This is a genomic window from Planomonospora corallina (genome assembly GCF_042650625.1).
Lineage (GTDB): Bacteria > Actinomycetota > Actinomycetes > Streptosporangiales > Streptosporangiaceae > Planomonospora_B > Planomonospora_B corallina.
The window spans coordinates 594,840-599,976 of record NZ_JBHSBM010000017.1; the positions used below are offsets into that span (position 1 = coordinate 594,840).

Consider the following 5,137-nt stretch of genomic DNA (forward strand, 5'->3'; position numbering starts at 1 on the left):
GCTCAGCGCTTCCAGAAGGGGCGGCGGCCCTTCGGCCCGCTCAGCGCTTCCAGAAGGGGCGGCGGCCCTTCGGCCCGCTCAGCGCCTCCAGGAGCTGCACGGCCCGGCGCCACAGGGCGTCGGCGTCCGCGGCGGGCCCGGCCGAGGTCAGCTCCCGCGCCAGCGCCTCCAGCTCGGCGTGGCCGCCGAGGAAGACCGCCAGGGCGGCCAGGCGGCTGCCGAGGTCGGACAGCCGGCGCAGCCGTTCGGCGGACGGGAGGGACTCGATCTCGCGCAGCCGCCGGAGCTCCTCGGTCAGCTGCGTCCGCAGAGCATCCTGCGCGCCGGCCGGTTCCGCCCCGGCCGGCGCGGAACCGGCCGGGCGGACGGCGGACCGGCCCCGCAGCGGCGGACGCGGCACGGAGACCCTTTCCGCGTCCGGGAAGGCGTCCCCCGGGAAGCGGTCCCCGGGAACGGCCTCGCCGGGGAGGGGCGCGCCGGGGAGGCCGCTCGCGGGGAAGGCTCCGCCCGCCGGCTCCGGGAACGCCCCGGCCCCGCCGAAGGCCGGAGGCGCTCCGGGCGCGGCCGGGCGGGGTGCGGACACGGGCGCGGGCGCGGACATCGCGGTGAGCATCATCGGCGCGGCCGCCGGGCCCTCCCAGCCGCTCGGCGGCTCCACGGGCTGGATCACCCGGTGCTCCGGGCCGCCCTCGGCGACCACCCGGGTGTCGACCGCGACGAACGCGGTGAACCGGCAGAGCACGCCGTGCTCCAGGGAGGTGGAGACGATCTCCTCCTCCAGCGAGCGGTCCCCGGCGGCGTAGCGGTCCTCCAGGTCGCGCAGCCGGGACCGGGCCCAGATCGGCCGGACCGCGGGGTTGTCCGCGCGGGTCCCGGCGACGCGCCGCTCCCACGGCCGGCCCCCGGCGTCCGTGCCGCGCAGGACCAGGGCCCCGGACGGCGCGCCCCGGTAGCGGCCGGTGACGGTCAGCGGCACCCCCGGGTAGAGCGAGCCGAGGCGGCCGGTCGAGCCGGGGACCACGTCGAGCCCGTCTCCGGTGAGCGCCAGGCCGGTGACGAGCGGCGCGCCGATCCTGTGGTGGATGTGCTCCATGGCCTCGTCCAGGCGGTCCTCGGACTCCACCAGCTCGCACCGGCCCGCGCCCAGACCGGCCAGGCGGCCCAGGAACCCCGCGTTGACCGCCCGGTCGATGCCGACCGTGTGCACCCGCACCCCCGCCAGGCCGGTCCCGGCCCGCTCGAGGATCCGGTCCTCGTCGCCGACCTGGCCGTCGGTGACCAGCACCAGCACCCGCTCGCGGGCGCCGTCGCCGAGCAGCGCGGCGGCCCGCTCGAGGGCCCGGAGCATCTCGGTGCCGCCGCGCGCCTCCAGCCGGGCCAGGTACTCCACCGCCCGGTAGCGGTTGCGGTCGGTCGCCACGGCCAGGCCCTCGCCGAGCGAGCCGGGCTGCTCGACGACGTCGTCGAAGGCGATCACCGCGAACCGGTCGCCGGCGGTCAGCGTGTCCACGATGCGGGCGGCCGCGCGCCGGGCGGCGACCATTTTCCAGCCGGTCATGCTGCCCGACCGGTCCAGGACCAGCACGACGTCCTTCGGCGCCGCGGCGGGCGGCGCGGGCTCCGGGACGACGGCGAGCGCGAAGGTGCCCCCCTGCCCGCCGGTCCCGGCGTCGGCGTCGGCGTCGGCGTCGGGGACGAGCGACAGGGCGGTGGAGGCGTCGAAGGACAGGCGCAGGACGAAGTCACGGTCCAGCCGTTCGCCCGGCGCCAGCCGTACGGTGCTCCCCTCGTGGACCACCACGTGCAGGCTGGAGCGGACCTCGCGCAGCCGGAGCCCGGCGGGGTCGACGGCGACCGCGAGGGAGAGCCGGACCGGGGAGGGGAAGCCGGGCAGCAGCACCGGCGGGGTGACGCGCGAGGCGTCGGGGACGGCGTCGGTGTCCGCCGCCCAGCCGTCCCCGGCCTGCTCGCCGTCGAGCGGGGCACCGGGGATGTAGCGGGGGGCGACCACGAGCGGGAAGCGGAAGGTCGCCTCGCCGTCCTCGTAGGGCAGCGGCGAGGTGAGCGTCAGCCGTACGGTGACCCGCTCGCCCGGCACGAGGTTGCCGGCCCTGATGGTGAAGACGTCGGGCCGGTCCTCCTCGGCGATGGCGGCGCGCCGGCCCTCGGTGAGCGCCCGGTCGTAGTCGGCCCTGGCCTGGCCGCGCTCCTTCAGCACGCCCTCCACGACGTGCCCGTCGGCCTCCATGCGGAAGGCCGTCACCGCGGCCCGGTCGGGCAGCGGGAAGACGTAGGTCGCCTCCAGCGGCACGTCGAAGGGGTTGCGGAAGCACTGCGTCACCGTCACCCCGGCGACCAGGCCGGAGACCTCGGCGGTGACGTCCACGCTCTCCAGGGGCAGGTTGCCGCGTTCGGTGGCGAGCGCGCCCAGCCCGGCGCCGGGGACCGGCTCGCACTCGTCCGGCGGGAGCGGGGCGACAGAGTTGATCATCATTGCTGTCCTTCCGGGGAGGCGAGGCCGCGCTCACGCAGGACCGTCAGGAGCGTCTCGGCGGCGGCGGCGATCTCGGTGAGGTCGTCGTGGGACGGGGTACGGCCCGCGCCGTCGAGCAGGAGCGCCACGCCGGGCGCCAGGCGCAGGGCGGGCACGGCCATGGCGGGCACGGCGGGGGAGGCCGTCGTGGGAGAGGTCTCGATGAGGGAGGTCTCCGTGGAGGAGGCGGTGGCGAGGGAGTCCGCGGCGGGGGGATCCGCGGCGGGGGCGGCGGCCGGCCGGCGGTCGCCGGCGGGCCGCCCGGCCCAGAAACGCGGGCGGGCGCTCCGGGGTGCCCCGCCCGCCGCGGTCTCCTCCGGGAGCGCGTCCAGGCGGGCGATCGCCTCCAGCGTCCGGTCGGTGGCCCCGGTGAGCTCGGCCTGGATCTGGGCGATGCTCCTGCCCTCGGCCTGCCGCCGCTTGACGGCGACGAGCTGGAGCAGGTGGCGCCTGCCGTACAGCGCGACGCGGCCGCGCCGGGCCGAGGGCGGGTCGAGCAGGCCGATCGTGGCGTACCACCGGACGAGGCGCTCGTTGGGCACGTCCCGGCCCCGCCCGCCGCGTCCCACGGCCGGGGGCAGGGCGGCGGAGGCCCGCTCCACCAGTTCGCCGATCGTCCACTCCATGCCCTCATAGTGACACTGTAATAATTACAGTGTCAACATAGGGAGGGTGTTGGTGGGTAGGGGGCGTTCTGTCCCATGGGGACGTCTGATGTCGATCAAGGGAGGGGACATCCCATGGCCACCATCACCGGCCCGCTCAAGCCCGAGGACAAGAAGGTCGTCGGCGAGGCCCTGCAGGGCGCGCTCGTCGACCTCCTCGACCTCTCGCTCCTGGCCAAGCAGGCGCACTGGAACGTGATCGGGCACAACTTCCGCCAGATCCACCTGCACCTGGACGAGATCGTCGCCTTCGCCCGGGCCCACGCCGACACGGTCGCCGAGAGGGCCGTGGCGCTCGACGTCACGCCCGACGGCCGCGCGGGAACCGTCGCGAACTCCACGAAGGTTCCCCAGCTCGACTCCGGCTACCTGGACGTCGGGAAGGTCGTCGCCGCGATGACCGACATCCTGGAGTCCGTCGGCCGCCGGATGCGCGAGCGCGTCGGGGCCACGGAGGAGGCCGACCCCGTGACGCAGGACATCTTCATCGCCGTCACCCAGGACGTGGAGAAGCACCACTGGATGATGCAGGCGCAGCGCTGAGGGGTCGCGCCCCCGACGCGCGGGAACACGCGAAGGCGCCCCGGCACGGCCGGGGCGCCTTCGCGTGCCGCGGGCCGGCCGGCGGACCGGTCCGGGCTCCGGAGCGGAGCCGCCGATACCGGATCGGTGAAAAGGCGTGCCTCCCGGTTTCCGGAGAATTTGAATCGGAGCGGTGGCCGCGTTCACATGGATTCGATCGACTTGCCGCATACCGTCGAGGCAACCAGGAGGCGCCATGCTCCGCCGTACGTTGTTGCGCACCGGAGGACTGACCGCCGGTGCGGCCCTGACCGGGTCGCTCTGGCAGCGGGCCGCGTCCGCCACGGCGACCGCCCGGAGCCCCTACGGGCCGCTGCGGGCCCCCGACACGAACGGGGTCGCGCTCCCGGCGGGGTTCACCAGCAGGATCGTCGCCCGCACCGGCCACCGGGTCGGCGGGCTGCTCTGGCACGCCGCGCCCGACGGCGGCGCGTGCTTCCCCGACGGGAGCGGCTGGATCTACGTGAGCAACTCCGAGATCCCGTTGCTCGGCGGGGCCTCGGCGATCAGGTTCGGGCCCGGAGGGGAGATCCGCGGCGCCTACCGGATCCTGTCGGGCACCAACCTCAACTGCGCCGGGGGCCGCACGCCCTGGAACACCTGGCTGTCGTGCGAGGAGATCGCGCGCGGCCGCGTCTTCGAGTGCGACCCGTACGGCGGGCGCGCCGCGATGCCGCGCCTGGCCATGGGCCGCTTCAAGCACGAGGCCGCCGCCTGTGACCCGGAGCGGAAGGTCGTCTACCTGACCGAGGACGAGGCCGACGGCTGCTTCTACCGGTTCCGGCCGGACGTCTGGGGCGACCTGGCGTCCGGGCGGCTGGAGGTGCTCTGCGCGGACGCCGCCACCGGGCCGGTGACCTGGAAGCCGGTGCCCAACCCCGCCGCGCCGCTGAAGGCCGCCCGGCACCAGGTGAAGGCCGCCAGGCACTTCTCCGGCGGCGAGGGCTGCCACTACGACGGCGGCGTCTGCTTCTTCACCACCAAGGGCGACAACCGGGTCTGGGCCTACGACGCGCAGAGGGAGCGCCTGGAGGTCGTCTACGACTCCGAGTCCCCGCTGACCGGCGTGGACAACATCACCGGCGCCTCCTCCGGGGACCTCTACGTCGCCGAGGACGGCGGGAACATGGAGATCAACGTGATCACCCCGGACCGGCGGGTCGCGCCGTTCCTGCGGATCGAGGGCCACCCCAGGTCGGAGATCACCGGCCCGGCCTTCTCCCCGGACGGCACCCGGCTGTACTTCTCCTCCCAGCGCGGCGCCCGCGGTGACGCCGCCGGGACCGACGGCGTCACCTACGAGGTCACGGGCCCCTTCCGGCGCTGAGACCACCCGCCGGGGGCCGCCCGCCGGGCG

Annotated in this window: 4 protein-coding genes; 2 read left to right on the top strand and 2 right to left on the bottom strand. The window is 75.7% G+C overall.

Translation table 11 applies throughout. The features are described 5' to 3' along the window. Positions 1–40 precede the first annotated feature (40 nt). Together ACFOWE_RS15855 and ACFOWE_RS15860 are read right to left on the bottom strand one after the other, a co-directional pair. Entirely contained in the window at positions 41–2,494 is a 2,454-nt protein-coding gene (locus tag ACFOWE_RS15855; RefSeq protein WP_377288360.1) for a VIT domain-containing protein, read from the bottom strand. Further along, positions 2,491–3,159, bottom strand: coding sequence for a MerR family transcriptional regulator (locus tag ACFOWE_RS15860; RefSeq protein ID WP_377288362.1), 669 nt, complete (start codon positions 3,157–3,159; stop codon positions 2,491–2,493). Before ACFOWE_RS15860 ends, ACFOWE_RS15855 begins: the two co-directional genes overlap by 4 nt. A gap of 114 nt (positions 3,160–3,273) precedes the next feature. On the opposite strand from ACFOWE_RS15860, the gene ACFOWE_RS15865 reads away from it, so the two are divergent. Next, positions 3,274–3,741 carry a Dps family protein gene (locus tag ACFOWE_RS15865; protein WP_377288364.1) on the top strand — a complete coding sequence of 156 codons (468 nt, stop codon included), beginning with the start codon at positions 3,274–3,276 and terminating at the stop codon, positions 3,739–3,741. Between the two features lie 235 nt (positions 3,742–3,976). Next, positions 3,977–5,107 (top strand): alkaline phosphatase PhoX, encoded by a 1,131-nt coding sequence (locus ACFOWE_RS15870; RefSeq protein WP_377288366.1) that lies wholly within the window; start codon positions 3,977–3,979, stop codon positions 5,105–5,107. Positions 5,108–5,137 lie beyond the last annotated feature (30 nt).